Here is an 18,677-nt window from a genome sequence, read left to right on the forward strand (position 1 = left end):
ATGTCTCTCGGCCCTTCCGCCGGGGCGCGGCCCGGACGCCCCGAGGAGTTACGATGTCCACGCGCGGCGCGCGCACGCAAGAGCTCCTGAGCCTCCTCCGCTCCCGCATCCTCGTGATGGACGGGGCGATGGGGACCATGATCCAGGGGCACCGGCTCTCGGAGGAGCAGTTCCGGGGCGGGCGCTTCAAGGACCACCCCGTCGAGGTGCGCGGGAACAACGACCTGCTCTGCCTCACCCAACCGGCCCTCATCCGGGGCATCCACGAGGGCTACCTCGAGGCCGGGGCGGACATCCTCAAGACCAACTCCTTCAACTCGACCGCGGTTTCCATGGCCGACTACCGCATGGGGCCCCTGGCCTACGAGCTGAACCTCGCGGCCGCGCGGCTCGCGCGCGAGGCGGCCGGCGCCGCCGAGGCGCGCTCCTCCCGGCCCCGCTTCGTGGCGGGGGCCATCGGCCCGACGAACCGCACCGCCTCGCTCTCCCCGGACGTGAACGACCCGGGCTTCCGCAACATCACCTTCGACGCCCTGCGCGAGGCCTACGCCGAGGCGGCCCGGGGGCTCCTCGACGGGGGGGCGGACCTTCTCCTCATCGAGACGGTCTTCGACACCCTGAACTGCAAGGCGGCCATCTTCGCCGTCGAGTCGCTCTTCGAGGAGCGGGGCGAGCGGGTGCCCCTCATGATCTCGGGCACCATCACCGACGCGAGCGGGCGCACCCTCTCGGGCCAGACCACCGAGGCCTTCTGGAACTCGGTGGCCCACGCCCGGCCCCTGAGCGTGGGCCTCAACTGCGCCCTGGGGGCCAAGCAGCTCCGCGCCTACGTCGAGGAGCTCGCCCGGGTGGCCGGGGTGCCGGTCTCGACGCACCCGAACGCGGGGCTCCCCAACGCCTTCGGGGGCTACGACGACAGCCCCGGCTACATGGCGGATCTCCTGGGCGAGTTCGCCCGGAGCGGGCTGGTGAACATCGTGGGGGGCTGCTGCGGCACGACGCCCGAGCACATCGCCGCCATCGCGGAGGCCGTGAAGGGCGTGGCCCCGCGCCCCCTCCCCGAGGTGCCGCGGCGCCTCCGCCTGAGCGGCCTCGAGCCCCTGAACGCGGGGCCCGAGACGGGCTTCGTGAACGTGGGGGAGCGCACCAACGTCACGGGCTCCTCGCGCTTCGCCAAGCTCATCCTGGAGGGGAAGTACCCCGAGGCCCTGGAGGTGGCCCGCCAGCAGGTGGCGAGCGGCGCCCAGGTCATCGACGTGAACATGGACGAAGCCATGCTGGACTCCCAGGCGGCCATGTCCACCTTCCTCCTGCTCGTGGCCTCGGAGCCCGACATCTGCCGCGTGCCCGTCATGATCGACTCCTCCAAATGGGAGGTCATCGAGGCGGGCCTCAAGTGCGTCCAGGGGAAGGGGGTGGTCAACTCCCTGAGCCTCAAGGAGGGAGAGGATGAGTTCCTCCGCCGGGCGTCCCTCGTGCGGCGCTACGGGGCGGCGGCCGTGGTCATGGCCTTCGACGAGCGGGGCCAGGCCGACACGGCCGAGCGCAAGTTCGAGATCTGCGCCCGGGCCTACCGCCTCCTCGCCGGGAAGGCCGGCTTCGCGCCCGAGGACATCATCTTCGACGTGAACGTCTTCGCCGTGGCCACCGGCATCGAGGAGCACAACGGCTACGGCGTCGCCTTCATCGAGGCGATGCGCCGCATCAAGCGGGAGCTCCCCGGCGCCTTCACCAGCGGGGGCATCAGCAACGTCTCCTTCTCCTTCCGGGGCAACAACGCCATGCGCGAGGCCATGCACTCGGCCTTCCTCTACCACGCCATCCGGGCGGGCCTCGACATGGGCATCGTGAACGCGGGGGCGCTCCCGGTGTACGAGGACATCCCCAAGGATCTCCTCGAGCGCATCGAGGACGTGCTCCTGAACCGCCGGCCGGACGCCACCGAGCGCCTCCTGGAGGCGGCCGAGAAGGTGAAAGGCGCCAAGGGCCGGGAGCGCGTCGAGGACCTCGCCTGGCGCGGGTGGCCCGTCCAGAAGCGCCTCGGGCACGCCCTGGTCAAGGGCATCACGGAGTTCGTCGTCCAGGACACGGAGGAGGCCCGGGGGCTCTACGCGCGGCCCATTCAGGTCATCGAGGGCCCCCTCATGGACGGGATGAACATCGTGGGCGACCTCTTCGGCTCGGGCAAGATGTTCCTGCCCCAGGTGGTCAAGAGCGCCCGCGTGATGAAGCTGGCGGTCGCCCACCTCATCCCCTACATCGAGGCCGAGAAGGTGAAGGGCTCGAGCGGCTCGAACGGCAAGGTGCTCCTCGCCACCGTCAAGGGGGACGTGCACGACATCGGCAAGAACATCGTGGGCGTGGTGCTCCAGTGCAACAACTACGAGGTGATCGACATGGGGGTGATGGTCCCCTGCGCGAGCATCCTCGAGAGGGCGCGCGAGGAGCGGGTGGATGTCATCGGCCTGAGCGGCCTCATCACCCCCTCGCTCGACGAGATGGTGCACGTGGCCCGCGAGATGGAGCGGGAGGGCTTCACCGTGCCCCTCCTCATCGGAGGGGCCACCACCTCGCGGGTGCACACGGCGGTCAAGATCGAGCCCCAGTACAGCGGCCCCACCGTCTATGTGACGGACGCCTCGCGGGGGGTGGGCGTGCTGGGGAGCCTCATGAGCCCGGAGCAGCGCGGGGCGTTCACCGCCAAGGTGAAGGCCGAGTACGAGGGCATCCGCGCCCAGCACGCGGGCCGCCGCGCCCGGGTCGAGATGCTCCCCCTCGAGGAGGCCCGCCGGAACCGCCTCGCCGCGGACTGGGAGGCCGTCCCCGCGCCCGGCTTCACCGGGGTGCGCGTCCTGGAGGACTACCCCCTCGCCGAGCTCCGCTCGCGCATCGACTGGACGCCCTTCTTCGCCACCTGGGAGCTCTCGGGCACCTTCCCGAAGATCCTGGACGCCGGGCCGGCGGCCGAGGCCGCCCGGAGCCTCTACCGGGACGCCCAGGCCCTCCTCGACCGCATCGTGGAGGAGAAGCTCCTGCGGGCCTCGGGAGTGTTCGGCATCTTCCGGGCCAACGCCGCGGGGGACGACGTCGAGATCTACGGCCCGGACGGGAGGCCGCTCGCCACCGCGCATTTCCTGCGCCAGCAGATGGCCAAGGCGCCCGGCAGCCCCAACCTCTGCCTGGCGGATTTCGTCGCCCCCAAGGAGAGCGGCCACGCCGACTGGATCGGCGCCTTCGCCGTCACGGCCGGGCTGGGCTCGGAAGAGCTGGTCCGCGAATTCGAGCGCGGGTCGGACGACTACAGCGCCATCATGGTGAAGGCCCTGGCGGACCGGCTGGCCGAGGCCTTCGCCGAGCGGCTCCACGAGCGGGTGCGGCGGGAGTTCTGGGGCTACGCCTCCGGGGAGAACCTCTCGAACGAGGAGATCATCCGGGAGGCCTACCAGGGCATCCGGCCCGCGCCCGGCTACCCGGCCTGCCCGGACCACACCGAGAAGGCCCTGCTCTTCCGGCTCTTGGACGCCGAGGGGCGCGCCTCCATGCGGCTCACCGAGAGCTTCGCCATGCTGCCCGCCGCCTCGGTGAGCGGCTTCTACTTCGCCCATCCCCAGGCCTGCTACTTCGGGGTGGGGCGCATCGGGCGCGATCAGGCGGAGGACTACGCCCGCCGGAAGGGGATGGACCTGCCCACGGTGGAGCGCTGGCTCTCCCCCGTCCTGGGGTACGAGCCCGCGGGAGCCGAGGTGGCCACCGGGCGGGGGTAAGCTGTGGATTCTAGACAGGTTTTTTAGTACCAAAACCTCTGCGCAGGAGGTTCCCGCTTGGGTCATGAAACCCTCTCCCTCTTGGAGAGGGTAGGGTGAGGGAAACGGGCGCCAACCCCCCTCACCCCGGTCCTCTCCCAAGGGGAGAGGCAGCTCGGCGTGGATGCTCCATGCGCCTCGGCTTGCCGCCGGGTGCCTGGGCAAGGGTTTGGATTCTCCATCTGGCTTGTTCCGGTCGGCCTAAGCCGTCTCATTTCAAGACCTTTGCTCCCGCGGCCCCGGCCGGGAGGCTCGGGGCGCGCCCGCGTTTCGGCTTTGTCCGGGCCGAAAAACCCCCTTCTTCTTTCGCAATTGACGCCCGGTGTGGGGGGGGCTACATTGGGCGTTCGCGCCGGGGCTGGCCGGCCCGCATGGCGTCCTGCGCCGCCTTCCCGGGCGGCGCTGGCCTGAGCGGGGCCCGGAAACCGCGCCCGAGCGATGAGCGTGCGAGGGTGGCGGAACTGGTAGACGCGCAGGACTTAGGATCCTGTGCCTTCGGGCGTGGGGGTTCGAGTCCCCCCCTTCGCACCACGGCCCCCGGCCCAGCCCGAGGGAAGCCAGAAACAAGGAGATGAGCAGGGCATGCCGTCCACGGTGAATGACATCGATGCGTGCACCAAGCGCCTGGAAGTGAGCGTCCCCCGGGAGGAGGTGAGCCGGGAGATGGACCGGGCCTTCGCCCGCCTCTCGGGCCGGGTCCGGATCAAGGGCTTCCGCAAGGGCAAGGTTCCCCGGCGCATCCTCGAGCGCTACTACGGCGAGGAGATCCAGGCCGAGGTGCTGAACCAGGTGATTGGGTCCTCCTACCGGCAGCTCCTGGCCGAGCGGGGGATGCGCGCGGTCGGCGAGCCCAACGTGACCGACATCTCGATGGAGAAGGATGCCCCCGAGCTCCAGTACAAGGCCACGGTCGAGGTGATCCCCCCCTTCGAGCTGGGAGAGTACACGGGCCTACCCGTCACGGTGACGCGCCGCCCCGTGACCGAGGAGGCGGTGGACGAGCAGATCAAGCTCCTCCGCCAGCGCGCCGCGCACTTCCACGAGGCCGACCGCCCGGCCCAGGCGGGCGACTACGTCCAGTTCGACATCGAGGGTTTCGAGGCGGGCGAGCCCGTCCCCGGCACCAAGGGGGAGAACCAAGCCCTCCTCCTCGGCGAGGGCGAGAACGAGAAGGCGCTCGAGGACGCCATCGCCGGGATGCGGGCGGGCGAGGAGAAGGAAGTCGACATCGAGATCCCCCCGACGGCCGCGCCGGCCCTCGCGGGGAAAACCGTCCGCTTCCGGGTGCAGCTAAAGGGCGTCCGGGAGCCCCACCTCCCCGACCTGAACGAGGACTTCGTCCGCTCGATGGGCCGGGGTTTCAATACGGTGGAGGAGCTCCGCGCCCAGATCCGGCGCGAGATAGAGGGCATGGAGGACGCCCAGGTGCGTGGGCAGGGGATGGCCGAGCTGCTCCGCGCGCTCGTGGAGACCCACGCCTTCGACGTGCCTCCCACCCTGGTCAAGGCGGAGATCGAGGAGCGCGTGCGGGAGGTCGAGCGGCGCCTGGGCCAGGAGCAGGGGGGGCAGGCCGTCCGGCTCTCCCCCTCCCAGCAGGACGAGGTCCGCGAGCGGCTGCGGCCCGAGGCCGAGGCGAGGGTGCGCGAGCTCATCCTGGTCGAGCGCATCCGCGAGAAGGAGGGCATCCGGGCCGAGGCGGGCGACGTGGAGCTCCAGGTCCGCCGCCTGGCCGCCCGCTACGGGATGGACCCGGAGAAGCTCAAGCGGCGCATGGCCGTGACGGGCGGGCTGGATTCGCTCATCTCCAACATCAACTATAATAAGACCGTCGAGTGGCTTTACGAGAGGGCGAAGGTCGAGGTGAAGGTCGAGGAGGCCCCGGCGCAGCCCGGCGCCTCCGCCGCTCAATAGAAGCCAAGAGGCGCGGGGCGCCTGCAGAAAGGGACACAACGGTGGCACTCATACCCATGGTGGTGGAGCAGACGAACCGGGGCGAGCGGGCCTACGACATCTACAGCCGGCTCCTCAAGGACCGGATCATCTTCCTGGGCACGCCGATCGACGATCACGTCGCCAACCTGGTGATCGCCCAGCTCCTCTTCCTCGAGGCGGAGGAGCCCGAACGCGACATCTACATGTACGTCAACAGCCCGGGCGGGCACGTCACCGCCGGGCTGGCCATCTACGACACCATGCAATATATCAAGCCCGACGTATCGACCATTTGCATCGGCCAGGCGGCGAGCATGGGAGCGCTCCTGCTCGCGGCGGGCACCAAGGGCAAGCGCTACTCCCTGCCCTACTCGCGCATCCTCATCCACCAGCCGCTCGGCGGCGTGCAGGGGCAGGCATCCGACATCGACATCCAGGCGCGCGAGATCCTCCGCATGCGCGAGGAGCTCAACCGCATCCTGGCCAAGCACACCGGCCAGGAGATACCCACCATCGAGCGCGACACCGACCGCGACCGGTTCATGACGGCGGCCCAGGCCAAGGAGTACGGCCTGGTGGACGACGTCATCGTTTCGCGCCACGTCTCCTCCCAGAACGGCGCGGGCCGGAAGAAAGAGGAGCCCAAGGAAGAGAAGAAGGAAGGCGGCGGCTCCTAGGGGCGGCGCCGGCCGCGGGCGGGGCGGGAAGTCCGCCCGCCCCATGGAAGGCAGGAGGAGGAAGGAATGCCGAAACGCGCTTCGGAGAAAGGCGACGCCCTGCGCTGCTCGTTCTGCGGGAAGAGCCAGGAGGAAGTGAAGAAGCTCATCGCGGGCCCCCACGTATACATCTGCGACGAGTGCGTCGACCTCTGCAACGAGATCATGGTGGAGGAGTGGCAGGAGGAGCGGAAGCGCGAGCAGAAGGCCCTCCTCAAGCCGGCCGAGATCAAGGCCATCCTCGACGAGCACGTCATCGGCCAGGAGCGGGCGAAGAAGATACTCTCCGTGGCCGTCTATAACCATTACAAGCGCATCGACGCCCGGGCGGACCTCCACGAGGTGGAGCTCCAGAAGAGCAACATCCTCCTCATCGGCCCCACCGGCTCCGGCAAGACGCTGCTGGCCCAGACCCTGGCGCGGCTCCTCGACGTGCCCTTCGCCATCGTGGACGCCACGACCCTGACCGAGGCGGGCTACGTGGGCGAGGACGTCGAGAACATCATCCTCAAGCTTCTCCAGAACGCCGACTACGACGTGGCCAAGGCGGAGCGCGGGATCATCTACATCGACGAGATCGACAAGATCAGCCGCAAGAGCGAGAACCCCTCCATCACCCGCGACGTCTCGGGCGAGGGGGTGCAGCAGGCGCTCCTCAAGATCATCGAGGGCACCGTGGCCAACGTGCCCCCGCAGGGCGGGCGCAAGCACCCCCACCAGGAGTTCATCCGGGTGGACACGACGAACATCCTTTTCGTCTGCGGCGGGGCGTTCGTCGGGCTGGACGGCATCATCCGCCGCCGGGTGGGCCGCCGGAGCATGGGCTTCGAGGCCTCGATCAAGTCCGAGAAGGACGGCTCGGTCACCGAGCTCCTCCCCATGGTTCGGCCCGAGGACCTCATCAAGTACGGCCTCATCCCCGAGTTCGTCGGGCGGCTGCCCGTGGTGGCCACCCTCGGCGACCTGGACGAGGGAGCCCTCATGCGCATCCTGACCGAGCCGCGGAACGCCCTCGTCAAGCAGTTCCGCAAGCTCGTCCAGTTCGAGGACGTCATCCTGCACTTCACCGACGAGGCTCTCCACGCCATCGCCAAGCAGGCCCTCGAGCACAACACGGGGGCCCGGGGCCTGCGCGCCATTATCGAGGACCTCATGCTCGAAACCCTCTTCGACCTGCCTTCCATGGCCGGCGTGAAGGAGGTCGTCATCAACGAGCAGGTCGTCCAGCGCAAGGAGAAGCCCCTCCTCGTCTACGAGAAGGCCAGCTGATCCCCTTGAAGCCTGCCGAGCCGCCTGCACGCCGTCTCTCCCCGAGGTGCTTGTGAAGCCGGAAACCGTCCATCTGCCCTGCGTCCCTCTGCGGGACATGGTGCTCTTCCCCCGCATGATCTCCCCCGTCTTCATCTCCAGGGGCCGGGCGCTGGCGACGGTGGAGGCCATCCCGCCGGACGTGCGCCGCGTCGTGGCGGTCCTCCAGCGGGACCTCCGCGAGGAGGAGCCCGAACCGCCCAAGGGCTTCCACCGCATCGGGGTAATCGCGGAAATCGTGCAATCCCTCCGCCTGAGCGACGGGACGGTGAAGGTCCTCCTGGAGGGAGCCGAGCGCTGCCGCATCGAGGGCTTCCGGGCCGAGGGCGAGGCCATGTGGGCGGCGGCCTCCCCGGTGCGGGAGCCCGCGGGCGACCCGGTCGAGCTGGGCGCGCGCTGCCGCACGCTCCTGGCCCGCTTCGAGGACTACCTGCGGGTGAATCACCGCATCCCCCACGAGGCCTACGCCTCGGTCGAGGCCCTGGAGGGGCCCGCCGCCATCGCCGACGGGATCGCGGCGAACGTCCCCTTCAAGCTCGCGGACAAGCAGCGCCTCCTCGAGGAGGCGGACCCCGCGGCGCGGATCGCCGCCCTCGCCGGCCTGCTGGAGGGAGAGATCGAGCTCCTCAAGGTGGAGCGCCGGCTGCGCTCCCGGGTGCAGCGCCAGATGGACCGCAGCCAGAAGGAGTTCTTCCTCACCGAGCAGCTCAAGGCCATCCAGCGGGAGCTGGGGCAGAGCGAGGGCCTCTTCGCCGAGGGCGAGGAGCTCAGGCGCAAGGCGAAGGAGGTGGAGCTCCCGCCCGAGGTCGCCGAGAAGGTCGAGAAGGAGATCAAGCGGCTGGAGATGATGACTCCGCTCTCCGCCGAGGCGTCGGTGGTGCGCTCCTACGTGGAGTGGCTCCTCGACGTGCCCTGGACCCGGGAAACCCGGGACCACGACGACCTGATCGCGGCGCGCGCGGTGCTCGACCAGGACCACTACGGGCTGAAGAAGGTGAAGGAGCGCATCCTCGAGCACATCGCCGTCAAGATCCTGAACCAGGCCATCCGCGGCCCCATCCTCTGCTTCGTGGGGCCCCCGGGCGTGGGCAAGACCTCCCTCGGCCGGAGCATCGCGAGCGCCCTGGGGCGCAAGTTCGTGCGCGTCTCCCTGGGCGGGGTGCGGGACGAGGCCGAGATCCGCGGCCACCGCCGCACCTACATCGGGAGCCTGCCGGGGCGGGTCATCCAGTCCATGAAGCGGGCGGGGACGGTGAACCCCGTCTTCATGCTGGACGAGGTGGACAAGATGAGCGCCGACTTCCGGGGGGACCCCTCTTCGGCGCTCCTCGAGGCCCTCGATCCCGAGCAGAACAAGAGCTTCAGCGATCACTACCTCGAGGTGGACTACGACCTGAGCCGGGTCTTCTTCATCACCACGGCCAACACGACCGACCCGATCCCCTCGCCCCTCCTCGACCGGATGGAGGTCATCCACCTCCCGGGCTACACCGACGAGGAGAAGATGGAGATCGCCCGGCGCTTCCTCGCGCCCCGGCAGCTCGCCGAGAACGGGCTGAGGCCCGGGCAGCTCGACCTGCTCCCTGAAACCCTCGCCCGCCTCATCCACGAGTACACGCGGGAGGCGGGGGTGCGCGGCCTCGAGCGCGAGATCGGCACCCTCTGCCGCAAGGTGGCGCGGAACCGGGTGGAGAGGCGCGCATCCGCTCCCAAGGCCCCGAAGGGCAAGGGCAAGGGCAAGGCGAGGGAGGCCCCCATCCGCCTCGCGCCCGGGGACCTGGAGGCGCACCTCGGGGCGCCCCGCTACTTCCCCGAGCGCCCCGAGACGCGGGCCGGGGTGGGGGTGGCGACCGGGCTGGCCTGGACCCCCTCGGGGGGGCTCCTCCTGCCCGTCGAGGTGAGCGTCATGGACGGCAAGGGCCACCTCATCCTCACCGGAAAGCTGGGCGACGTGATGAAGGAGAGCGCCCAGGCGGCGCTTTCGTGGCTCCGGGCGCGCGCCCGGGAGCTCGGCATCCCGGCGGACTTCCACGAGAAGCGCGACATCCACATCCACCTGCCCGAGGGCGCCGTGCCCAAGGACGGCCCCTCGGCCGGCATCACGATGGCGCTGGCCATGGCGAGCGCCCTGACGGGGCGCAAGGTGCGCCACGACGCCGCCATGAGCGGCGAGGTGACGCTCCGGGGCCGGGTGCTGTGCGTGGGGGCCGTGAAGGAGAAGCTCCTCGCGGCGCGGCGCGGGGGCATCCCCCGGGTGGTCCTCCCCCGGGAGAACGAGAAGGACGTCCGCGAGATCGAGGCGGACTCGCCCCTGGGGCTGGAAATTACCTTCGTCGAGAGCATGGACGAGGTGGTGCGGGCCTGCCTGCTGCCCCTCCGGCAGAAGAAAGGGGCGGAGGCCCCGCTCAAGGCGGGGCGGCTCCCGGCCGGGGCGGGGCGCGCCCATCCTGCGGCGCCCGCGCGGCGCAAGGGCGGCGGCCGCCGCCCAGCCCAGCCCGCGCGCTGAGGAATTCATGCCGCCGGATTCGAAAAGCCCAGGTTTGACAAGCCCCGCGGGGCTTCCCTATCATCGCCTTGGCGAAGGCGCGTAGCTCAGGGGGAGAGCGCTTGCTTGACACGCAAGAGGTCGGCGGTTCGAAACCGCCCGCGCCTACCATCTTGATTGCCCCGGGCCCGCCGGAGCCGAATTCCGCCGGCAGGGCCCGCTGGTTTCTTGCAGAGGAGCGTTAGGCACTCGCCTCCATTATGTCTGTCCGATCCCCGCATACGCATCCGCCCAAAGACGCCCTGGCGCTCCGCGTGAACGGCCAGGTGGTGGACCTCAACCGCTCCCTTCCCGCCGAAGCCGAAGTCGAGTACGTCACCGCCGACTCCGAAGCAGGGCTGGAGATCCTCCGCCACAGCACCGCGCACCTCATGGCGCAGGCCGTGCTCGAGCTCTTCCCGGGCGCCAAGCTCACCATCGGCCCCCCCATCGAGAACGGCTTCTACTACGACATCGACTACGAGCGGCCCTTCACCCTGGAGGACCTCGCCCGGATCGAGGAGCGCATGGGGGAGCTCTCCAAGAAGGACTTCCCCATCGAGCGCGCCGAGGTGAGCCGCGAGGAAGCCCTCGCCCTCTTCGAGAAGCGCGGCGAGAGCTACAAGATCGAGATGATCAACGAGCTTCCTCCGGGGGAGGGCATCTCGACCTACGCCCAGGGGGACTTCGTGGACCTCTGCCGGGGCCCCCACGTGCCCTCCACGGGGTGGCTGCGCCACTTCAAGCTCCTGAACGTGGCCGGGGCCTACTGGCGGGGGGACGAGAAGAACAAGATGCTCCAGCGCATCTACGGCACGGCCTTCCCGCGCCGCGAGGAGCTGGAGGGCCACCTCAAGAAGCTCGAGGAGGCCAAGGCCCGCGACCACCGCGTGCTGGGCAAGCAGCTCGGCATCTACCTCGTGGACGAGCAGGCGGGCGGCGGGCTCATCTACTGGCAGCCCAAGGGCACCATCGTCAAGAAGACCATCGAGCGCTTCTGGGAGGACGAGCACGTCCGCCGCGGCTACGAGCTCGTCTCCATCCCCCATATCGCGAGGGACACCCTGTTCCGCATCTCGGGGCACTACGACTACTACCGCGAGAACATGTACGTCCTGAACATCGACCAGGACGAGTACGTGCTCAAGCCCATGAACTGCCCGGGCCACATCCTCCTCTACCAGCAGCAGCTCCACAGCTACCGGGAGCTGCCGGTCCGCTACGCCGAATTGGGCACCGTCTACCGCTACGAGCGGAGCGGCGCGCTCCACGGCATGCTCCGGGTGCGCGGCTTCACCCAGGACGACGCCCACATCTTCTGCACCCCCGAGCAGGCGGGCGAGGAGGTCGTCGGCGTCATCGACCTGGCCCACTTCATGCTCAAGACCTTCGGCTACGAGGATTTCCAGACCGAGCTCTCGGTGCACGACCCGGCCAATTTCGGGAAGTACGCCGGCGTCCCCGAGGACTGGGAGAAGGCCGAGGCCGCGCTGCGGGCGGCGCTCGAGAAGCGCGGCATCCCCTTCAAGCGCTACGAGGGAGAGGCCGCCTTCTACGGCCCCAAGATCGACATCAAGATGCTCGACGCCCTCGGGCGCGGCTGGCAGGGCCCCACCATCCAGTTCGACTTCAACCTCCCCAAGCGCTTCGACCTGAGCTACATCGGGCCGGACAGCCAGCGCCACCCCGTGGTGATGATCCACCGCACCGTGCTGGGCTCGATGGAACGCTTCGTCGGGGGGCTGGTCGAGCACTATGCCGGGGCGTTCCCCGCCTGGCTCGCCCCCGTGCAGGCGCGGGTGATGACGATCACCGACGCGCAGCTCCCCGCGGCGCGCGAGGTGGAGAAGCGGCTCCTGGCCGAGGGTGTCCGGGTCCACGGCGATTTCCGCAATGAAAAAATCGGTTATAAGATACGGGAGGCCCAGATGGAGAAAATCCCCTACATGCTGGTGATCGGCGCGCGCGAAGCGGAAGCAGGCCAAGTCTCGCTCCGGGTTCGGGGGGCGGGAGACGTGGGAGCCATCCCCGTGGAGGAGGCCGTCCGCCGCATCCGGGCCGACATCGCGGGGCGCAAGCTGGCGCCGGGGGGGATTTGATATGGGTTTGAGATTCCGCGGCAGGGACATCCGTCCGACCCAGACGGGGCCGCGCGTGAACGAGGACATCCGGGCGCGCGAGGTGCGCGTCATCGACGACGAGGGCGAGCAGCTCGGCGTCATGACCGTCCCGGACGCCATCCAGGCGGCCCAGGACCGCGAGCTCGACCTCGTCGAGGTGGCCCCGAACTCCGATCCGCCCGTCTGCAAGATCATGGACTTCGGGCGCTACAAGTATTCCCTCCAGAAGAAGGCCCAGGAGGCCAAGAAGCGCCAGAAGGTGGTCGAGCTCAAGGAAGTGAAGATGCGCATCAAGATCGAGGACCACGACTACAACATCAAGAAGAAGAACGCCGAGCGCTTCCTGCTCGACGGCAACAAAGCGAAGGTGACCATCATGTTCCGGGGCCGCGAGGTCACGCACCCGGACTTCGGGCGGCGGCTCCTCGACCGGCTGGCGAACGACCTGATCGAGATCGCCACGGTCGAGCAGACCCCTCTCCTCGAGGGCCGGAACATGGTGATGGTGCTGGCACCCAAACCGGGCGTCCGGCCGCCGGCCAAGCCGGCCGGCGCCCCGGCCACGGAGGCTCCCCCCAAGGCGGCGGACGAGGCCCCTCGGACACCCCTGGCCGATGCGATGGAGAAGGCGGGCGGCGCCCGCGAAGAGCGAGAAGAGGAGAAGGGAAGCCCAAATGCCTAAGCTCAAGACCAACCGGGGCGCGGCCAAGCGCTTCAAGTTCACGGGGAGCGGCAAGGCCAAGCGCAGCAAGGCCCACCACCGCCATATCCTCACCAAGAAGACCACCAAGCGGAAGCGCGGCCTCCGGCAGGGGGCGATCGTCGAGGGGGCGGACATGAAGGAGATCCGCAGGCTCCTCCCCTACGGCGGCTAGCCCGGCCGGGCGCCCTTCCGGGGGCTTGCGGAAGTCCCGCGGGGCGGGGTATAGTCCTCTCCCGGCCGGGAAAACGGCTGAAAACCCGCCGAAATCGCGGTCAATCGGCCAGAATCGGCGTAGAGGCAGTCCCGGGTCCGGCGCCCCCAGCGGGGCGCGGCCCTTTTTCATGGAGTTTTCCGCCATGCCCCGCTCCACCGCCAAGCCCGCCTCGCGCGAGCGCCACCGCCGGGTCCTCAAGCAGGCGAAGGGCTACCGCGGCGCCCGCTCCAAGCGCCTGAAGTCCGCCCGCGAAACCGTCCTGCGGGCGATGGCCTTCGCCTACCGCGACCGCCGGACCCGCAAGCGCGAGTTCCGCCGGCTGTGGAACGTCCGCATCAACGCGGCCGCCCGCGAAGCCGGGATGAATTACAGTTGCTTCATGGGCGCCCTGCGCAAGGCGGGGGTCGAGATCAACCGCAAGCTCCTGGCCGACTTGGCCGTCGTGGACCCGGCCGCGTTTACCCAGCTCGTGGAGATCGCCCGGGCGCAGGGCTGAGGAAGGACCCGGACACAAAGGCCCCGCCCGGCCGGGCGGGGCTCTTTTTTTTTGCTGGAAACTGTGGATAGAGCGGTCATGAGCGAAAGTAAAATTAAGCAAATTGAAAACGAATTAATCAAGGCACTTTTGCGTGCGAAGGATGAAGCTGCTGCCGAGGAAGTGCGCATCCGTTTCCTTGGGCGCAAGAGTGGCGAGTTGACTGAAATCATGCGGAATTTGAAAAATCTCTCGCCCGAGGAAAAACGGGAGATCGGTCCTGTCGCTAATAAACTTCGTGATCTGACCGAGGAGGCCACCGCTACAATCTCCCGAGGGGATCTTGGGTCGCTTCGTGAGGTAATTCGTTCTTACGGTGATTGGCGCAACGACCAAGAGATCACTATTCAAATCGACCAATGGGTCGAAAGCGTGGCCGGTGCTGTAGTTGAAAAAGAATCCCCCCGCCTCGACCTCACCATCCCCGGGCCGCAAGCTCCCGTCGGGCACAAGCACCCCCTCACCCGGACGATGGAGGACATCGTCGAGGTCCTGACGCGCCTGGGCTACACCGTGGCCGAGGGCCCGGAGGTCGAACTCGACCATTACAACTTCGAGGCCCTGAACATCCCGCGCGATCACCCCGCCCGGGACATGCAGGATACGTTTTATGTCGCGGACGACGTGCTGCTCCGCACCCACACCTCGCCCGTCCAGATCCGGGTGATGGAGAAGCAGAAGCCCCCCGTAAAGGTCATCGCGCCGGGCAAGGTCTTCCGCTGCGACGCGGACGTGACCCACTCCCCCATGTTCCACCAGGTCGAGGGCCTCTACGTGGACAAGGGGGTGACCTTCGCCCACCTGAAGGGCACCCTCGAAACCTTCGTGCGCGAGCTCTTCGGCCCGGAATTCAAGGTGCGCATCCGCCCGAGCTTCTTCCCCTTCACCGAGCCGAGCGCCGAGGTGGACATCTCGAGCCCCTTCCTCGCCGGGGGCCGCTGGCTCGAGGTGCTGGGGGCGGGGATGGTGGACCCGGCCGTGTTCGAGGCGGTGAACCAGGCGAGGGGGAACCGGGACTACGACCCCGAGGCGTGGACCGGCTTCGCCTGGGGCCTGGGGGTGGAGCGGGTGGCCATGCTCCGCTACGGCATCGGGGACATCCGCCTCTTCTACGAGAACGATCTGCGCTTCCTGAGGCAGTTTTGAGGAAGAGGAGGCAAGCCAGAGTCTGGGGCGCTCGTGCCGTCATTCTGAGCGAAGCGAAGAATCTGCTTTTGATCTTGGCGAATGGAGAAGCAGATTCTTCGGTCGCCCTATTTCCAGGTTCCCAGGCGGCGAGCCGCCTGGGCGGGCTCCCTCAGAATGACGGCGAAATGCCAGCGTGCAGGATGACGGGCTTGATCTTCTCTCCTCCAAAAGGGGGGCGGCAACCGGATGAGCAACGCGATGGAATTCACGTCTAGCTCAAGGATTGTCTGATCATGCGCGTCAGCCTCGAATGGCTCTCGGATTACGTCGAGATCGATCCCTCGGACGCCGATCTCGTCCGGCGGATCGCGGAGGGCCTCCTGCTCGCCGGGCTGGAGGTCGAGGCCGTGGAGCGCCCGGGCGAAGCCCTGGAAGGGATGGTGGTGGGGGAGGTGCTGGAGGCGGCCCCCCACCCCAGCGCCGATCGGCTCCGGCTCTGCCGGGTGAGCGATGGGAGGAGCGCCCGCCCGGTGGTCTGCGGCGCCCCCAACGTGGCGGCGGGCCAGCGGGTGGTGCTGGCCCTCCCCGGCGCCAGGCTCCCCGGCGGCCAGGCCATCGAGGCCGTCACCATCCGGGGCCAGCGGAGCGAGGGGATGATCTGCTCGGCCCGGGAGCTGGGGCTGGGGGACGACCACAGCGGCATCCTCGTGCTGGAGGGGAGCCCGGCCCCGGGCTCCCCGGCGGCGGCGGCCCTGGGCCTGGACGACGTGATCCTCGACATCTCCATCACCCCCAACCGGGCGGACTGCCTCTCCGCCTTCGGGGTGGCGCGCGAGGTGGCTGCCCTCCTGGGGCACCCGCTGCGCGCCCCCGAGGTGCGGGTGGAGGAGGACCCCTCCGGGGACGCCGCCTCCCTGTGCGCGGTCGAGATCCTCGGCCCGGACAAGTGCCCCCGCTACGTCGCCCGCGTCATCCGGGGGGTGAAAATCGGCCCCTCGCCTGCCTGGATGCGGCGCCGCCTCCGGGCCGCCGGGATGCGCCCCATCAGCAACGTCGTGGACGTGACGAACTACGTCATGCTCTCCCTGGGCCAGCCCCTCCACGCCTTCGACCTGGCGCGCCTGGCGGAGTCGCGCATCGTGGTGCGCCGCTGGCGGGGGGAGGACGGCCCCTTCGTCACCCTGGACGGCCAGGAGCGGCGGATGGACGGGGAGGATTTGATGATCTGCGACGCCCGCCGCCCGGTGGCCATCGCGGGGGTGATGGGAGGGCGGGAGTCCGAGGTCGAGGACACGACCCGGGACATCCTCCTCGAGAGCGCCTACTTCTCGCCCTCCACCATCCGGCGCACCCGCAGGCGCCTGGGGCTCTCGACCGAGGCCTCCTACCGCTTCGAGCGGGGGGTGGACCCGGGCGGGACGGCCCGCGCGGCGGCCTGGGCGGCCGAGCTCATCCGCCGGACGGCGGGGGGCGCGGTGGCGAAGGGAGAGGTGGACTGCCATCCCCGGCCCGCCGCCCCGGCGCGCGTGAGGCTCCGCTACAAGCGGGCCGCGGACATCCTGGGGGCGGAGGTACCGCCGGACGAGGTGCGGCACGAGCTCGGGGCCCTGGGGATGAAGGCGGACGGGGCGGGCGAGGACGCCTGCGAGGTGGAGGTGCCCACTTTCCGCCCCGACATCGAGCGCGAGATCGACCTCATCGAGGAGATCGCCCGCCGGCGGGGGTATGACCGCATCCCCTCCGAGCTCCCCCCGATGCGCGCCCCCGCCGCTCGGCGGGGCGGCATCCGCAGGCTCGAGGACGAGGCGCGCGAGGCCATGATATCGGCCGGGTTCAGCGAGGCGATCAACTACAGCTTCGTGAGCGGGGAGGGCCTGAGGCGCCTCGGCGCGGGGGAGGGGGCGGTGCCGCTCCGGAACCCCTTGAGCGCGGAGATGGATGTCCTGCGTACCACCCTCCTCGCGGGGCTGCTCGGGAACGCGGCGCTGAACCTCAACCGGGGGGTGGAGAAGGTGCGCCTGTTCGAGACGGGCCGCACGTTCCACCCCGATCCGGGCCAGCCCCTCCCCAGGGAAGCCTCCCGCCTGGCCGCCGTCCTGGCCGAGGGGGAGGCGCCCGCCCTCTGGCCCGAGGGGCCGGCCCCCGGGGGGGAGCAGCCCCTCCCCCGGGCGGTGTTCGAGCTCAAGGGGGCGGTGGAGCGCCTGGGGACGCTCCTGAACCTTCCCGGGCTCTCCTTCGAGCCGGGCGGGGAAGGAGGGGCCTTCGAGGCGGCGGCCTGCGCCCGCATCCGGGTGGAGGGGGCCGAGGCGGGGGTCATCGGCGCCCTGCGGCGGGAGGTCCTGGAGGCCTGGGGGCTCCGCCAGGGGGCGGCGGCCTTCGAGCTGGACCTGGGGGTCCTCCTGGCCCGGGAGCGCCCGCCCCGGCGCTTCGAGGCCCTGCCGCGTTTCCCGGCCAACCTCCGGGATCTGGCCGTGGTGGTGCCCGAGGGGGTGACCCACGGGGAGGCCGAGGCCCTCATCCGTGAGGCGGCGGGGGAGCTGCTGGAGTCCTCGGCCCTCTTCGACGTTTACCGCAGCCGGGAGATGGCCGCGGCGGGGGAGAAAAGCCTGGCCTACTCGCTCGTCTTCCGGCACCCGGAGCGCACCCTGACCGACGCCGAGGTGAACCGGGCCTTCGAGGCCATCGCCGGGCGGCTCGCCCGGGACCTGGGGGCCCGCCTGCGCGCCTGATCGCTTTTCGTTGACACCCCCCCAAGCCCCCTCTAGAATGGCCGCCGTCCCCTGAAGAAGCGGCCATTCCCGCCCGATGGGAAGCCAATCCGGATGGTGATGGACAAGCTGGACGCGCTGGAGGCGGCCCTCCAAAAGGTGCTGGGCGAGCTGAACGACCTCCGGCGCTCGCGGATCGAGCTGGAAGCCGAGCTGAGGCGGGTGCAAGCCGAGGGCCGCGAGGCGGCCGAGGCGGCCCGCGCGCGCGAGGAGGAAGCGGGCAAGCTGCGGGAGGAGAACGGCCGGCTGGCCCGGGAGCACGACGAGGTGCGGTCCCGGATCGAGCGCATCATGCACCATCTGCCGGCCGGCTAGGGACGGCGTCCGGCGCGCCCGCCGGGGGAGGGGTGAGGCATGGAGCCCAAGGTGATCTCGGTGGAGATCTTCGGGCAGCAGCTCCATCTCAAGAGCGCCGCCGACCCGTCCTACACGGCCCAGCTCGCCGAGTACGTGGACGGGCAGATCCGGAAGGTCTCCCGCCAGAGCAACGATCCCCTCAAGGTGGTTCTCCTGGCGTCGATGAACATCGCCAACGAGCTCCACGAGGAGCGGAAGAAGCAGGAAGAGAGCGCGGAAATCGTGGCCCGGCGGGCCGATTCCCTCCTCCAGAAGATCGAGAGATCGTTCTAGGCCCCCCCCGGCCGGCTGCCCCTTCCGGTGTACCCATCCTCTTGATTTGGTGCGATAATAGCCGCTGGCTTGCGACTGAATTTGGCCCTGCGGTGTGCGAGATGAAGGACGGCTATTTGACCCAGTAACGATACCTCGGGGGCCCTTCCCTGCGGTGGTGAGCCTATCTCCACGGAGAAAATGGCCTGAAGCCGCAACGTATGGGGCACCCACCTGGCGAAAGCTGGGTTCAAAGCCACCTTCACACGGCATTTGCGGGGCTTCTTTTTGAATTCACCCCTCCCGGCGGAGGCGGA

13 protein-coding genes, 2 tRNA genes and 1 other RNA gene are annotated in these 18,677 nt (G+C 69.4%); all 16 read left to right on the forward strand.

Going from position 1 to position 18,677, the window contains the following annotated elements; genetic code table 11:
- Positions 1–53 precede the first annotated feature (53 nt).
- The 16 genes from metH (at position 54) to ssrS (ending at position 18,646) form a co-directional block, all read left to right on the forward strand.
- Entirely contained in the window at positions 54–3,764 is a 3,711-nt protein-coding gene (gene metH / locus HYZ11_00645) for a methionine synthase (protein MBI3126097.1), read from the forward strand.
- Between the two features lie 485 nt (positions 3,765–4,249).
- Positions 4,250–4,334, forward strand: a tRNA-Leu gene (locus tag HYZ11_00650).
- A gap of 51 nt (positions 4,335–4,385) precedes the next feature.
- Positions 4,386–5,714 carry a trigger factor gene (gene tig, locus HYZ11_00655; GenBank protein ID MBI3126098.1) on the forward strand — a complete coding sequence of 443 codons (1,329 nt, stop codon included), beginning with the start codon at positions 4,386–4,388 and terminating at the stop codon, positions 5,712–5,714.
- A gap of 56 nt (positions 5,715–5,770) precedes the next feature.
- Entirely contained in the window at positions 5,771–6,412 is a 642-nt protein-coding gene (gene clpP, locus HYZ11_00660) for an ATP-dependent Clp endopeptidase proteolytic subunit ClpP (protein ID MBI3126099.1), read from the forward strand.
- Between the two features lie 66 nt (positions 6,413–6,478).
- On the forward strand, positions 6,479–7,720 hold the full coding sequence (clpX, locus tag HYZ11_00665) for an ATP-dependent Clp protease ATP-binding subunit ClpX (protein ID MBI3126100.1): 1,242 nt from the start codon (positions 6,479–6,481) through the stop codon (positions 7,718–7,720).
- 97 nt (positions 7,721–7,817) lie between these two features.
- Positions 7,818–10,265, forward strand: a complete 2,448-nt coding sequence (gene lon / locus HYZ11_00670) for an endopeptidase La (protein MBI3126101.1) — start codon at positions 7,818–7,820, stop codon at positions 10,263–10,265.
- Between the two features lie 75 nt (positions 10,266–10,340).
- A tRNA-Val gene (locus HYZ11_00675) sits at positions 10,341–10,415 on the forward strand.
- Positions 10,416–10,558: 143 nt separating this feature from the next.
- Complete coding sequence (gene thrS / locus HYZ11_00680; protein ID MBI3126102.1) at positions 10,559–12,382, forward strand: threonine--tRNA ligase; 1,824 nt, start codon at positions 10,559–10,561, stop codon at positions 12,380–12,382.
- 1 nt (position 12,383) lies between these two features.
- Complete coding sequence (locus HYZ11_00685; protein ID MBI3126103.1) at positions 12,384–13,085, forward strand: translation initiation factor IF-3; 702 nt, start codon at positions 12,384–12,386, stop codon at positions 13,083–13,085.
- Positions 13,078–13,278: a 50S ribosomal protein L35 gene (gene rpmI, locus HYZ11_00690; GenBank protein MBI3126104.1), complete on the forward strand. Its 201-nt coding sequence runs from the start codon at positions 13,078–13,080 to the stop codon at positions 13,276–13,278. Before HYZ11_00685 ends, rpmI begins: the two co-directional genes overlap by 8 nt.
- Positions 13,279–13,462: 184 nt before the next feature.
- Positions 13,463–13,816 (forward strand): 50S ribosomal protein L20, encoded by a 354-nt coding sequence (gene rplT / locus HYZ11_00695; protein ID MBI3126105.1) that lies wholly within the window; start codon positions 13,463–13,465, stop codon positions 13,814–13,816.
- 78 nt (positions 13,817–13,894) lie between these two features.
- A complete protein-coding gene (pheS, locus tag HYZ11_00700) occupies positions 13,895–15,001 on the forward strand; it encodes a phenylalanine--tRNA ligase subunit alpha (GenBank protein ID MBI3126106.1) in 1,107 nt (368 codons plus the stop codon).
- Between the two features lie 275 nt (positions 15,002–15,276).
- Positions 15,277–17,712: a phenylalanine--tRNA ligase subunit beta gene (locus HYZ11_00705; GenBank protein ID MBI3126107.1), complete on the forward strand. Its 2,436-nt coding sequence runs from the start codon at positions 15,277–15,279 to the stop codon at positions 17,710–17,712.
- A 93-nt stretch (positions 17,713–17,805) separates the two neighbouring features.
- Entirely contained in the window at positions 17,806–18,066 is a 261-nt protein-coding gene (locus HYZ11_00710) for a hypothetical protein (GenBank protein MBI3126108.1), read from the forward strand.
- Positions 18,067–18,105: 39 nt separating this feature from the next.
- Positions 18,106–18,381, forward strand: coding sequence for a cell division protein ZapA (locus tag HYZ11_00715; GenBank protein ID MBI3126109.1), 276 nt, complete (start codon positions 18,106–18,108; stop codon positions 18,379–18,381).
- Between the two features lie 81 nt (positions 18,382–18,462).
- A non-coding RNA gene (ssrS, locus tag HYZ11_00720) (6S RNA) lies at positions 18,463–18,646 on the forward strand.
- Positions 18,647–18,677: the final 31 nt, after the last annotated feature.

Source organism: Candidatus Tectomicrobia bacterium (genome assembly GCA_016192135.1).
Taxonomy (GTDB): Bacteria; UBA8248; UBA8248; order UBA8248; family UBA8248; genus 2-12-FULL-69-37.

Coding starts and splice junctions, on each gene's coding strand:
- metH (MBI3126097.1), top strand. CDS start 54: ATGTCCACGCGCGGCGCGCGCACGCAAGAGCTCCTGAGCCTCCTCCGC.
- tig (MBI3126098.1), top strand. CDS start 4,386: ATGCCGTCCACGGTGAATGACATCGATGCGTGCACCAAGCGCCTGGAA.
- clpP (MBI3126099.1), top strand. CDS start 5,771: ATGGTGGTGGAGCAGACGAACCGGGGCGAGCGGGCCTACGACATCTAC.
- clpX (MBI3126100.1), top strand. CDS start 6,479: ATGCCGAAACGCGCTTCGGAGAAAGGCGACGCCCTGCGCTGCTCGTTC.
- lon (MBI3126101.1), top strand. CDS start 7,818: ATGGTGCTCTTCCCCCGCATGATCTCCCCCGTCTTCATCTCCAGGGGC.
- HYZ11_00685 (MBI3126103.1), top strand. CDS start 12,384: ATGGGTTTGAGATTCCGCGGCAGGGACATCCGTCCGACCCAGACGGGG.
- rpmI (MBI3126104.1), top strand. CDS start 13,078: ATGCCTAAGCTCAAGACCAACCGGGGCGCGGCCAAGCGCTTCAAGTTC.
- rplT (MBI3126105.1), top strand. CDS start 13,463: ATGCCCCGCTCCACCGCCAAGCCCGCCTCGCGCGAGCGCCACCGCCGG.
- pheS (MBI3126106.1), top strand. CDS start 13,895: ATGAGCGAAAGTAAAATTAAGCAAATTGAAAACGAATTAATCAAGGCA.
- HYZ11_00705 (MBI3126107.1), top strand. CDS start 15,277: ATGCGCGTCAGCCTCGAATGGCTCTCGGATTACGTCGAGATCGATCCC.
- HYZ11_00710 (MBI3126108.1), top strand. CDS start 17,806: ATGGTGATGGACAAGCTGGACGCGCTGGAGGCGGCCCTCCAAAAGGTG.
- HYZ11_00715 (MBI3126109.1), top strand. CDS start 18,106: ATGGAGCCCAAGGTGATCTCGGTGGAGATCTTCGGGCAGCAGCTCCAT.